The sequence below is a fragment of the Priestia sp. P1_B12_1 genome (assembly GCF_056406695.1).
Genome location: NZ_JBFTZR010000074.1, coordinates 1 through 481 on the forward strand (window position 1 = coordinate 1; position 481 = coordinate 481).

The 481-nt window shown below is 50.5% G+C and carries 3 tRNA genes and 1 rRNA gene; all 4 read left to right on the forward strand.

The features are described from left to right. The first annotated feature begins 17 nt into the window (after positions 1 to 17). The 4 genes from rrf to AC1D0Y_RS29775 all read left to right on the forward strand — a co-directional run bounded on the left by rrf (position 18) and on the right by AC1D0Y_RS29775 (position 408). Positions 18 to 133 (forward strand): 5S ribosomal RNA (gene rrf, locus AC1D0Y_RS29760). 9 nt (positions 134 to 142) lie between these two features. Further along, positions 143 to 217, forward strand: a tRNA-Asn gene (locus AC1D0Y_RS29765). A 3-nt stretch (positions 218 to 220) separates the two neighbouring features. Next, positions 221 to 312: transfer RNA gene (locus AC1D0Y_RS29770), tRNA-Ser, on the forward strand. Positions 313 to 333: 21 nt separating this feature from the next. Next, positions 334 to 408: transfer RNA gene (locus tag AC1D0Y_RS29775), tRNA-Glu, on the forward strand. Positions 409 to 481 lie beyond the last annotated feature (73 nt).

The following is a 481-nucleotide window of genomic DNA, read 5'->3' on the forward strand; positions in this document are numbered from 1 at the left end:
ATGTATAATATAATATGTCTGGTGGCGATAGCGAAGAGGTCACACCCGTTCCCATACCGAACACGGAAGTTAAGCTCTTTAGCGCCAATGGTAGTTGGGACTTTGTCCCTGTGAGAGTAGGACGTTGCCAGGCTGTTATTATTCCACAGTAGCTCAGTGGTAGAGCTATCGGCTGTTAACCGATCGGTCGTAGGTTCGAGTCCTACCTGTGGAGCCATTTGGAGAGCTGTCCGAGTGGCCGAAGGAGCACGATTGGAAATCGTGTAGGCGGTTAACGCTGTCTCAAGGGTTCAAATCCCTTGCTCTCCGCCATTTTTATTTAATTAGCACAGTGGCCCGTTGGTCAAGCGGTTAAGACACCGCCCTTTCACGGCGGTAACACGGGTTCGAATCCCGTACGGGTCACCATTTATTTTTATCTACATAATAGTGGAGGATTAGCTCAGCTGGGAGAGCACCTGCCTTACAAGCAGGGGGTCGG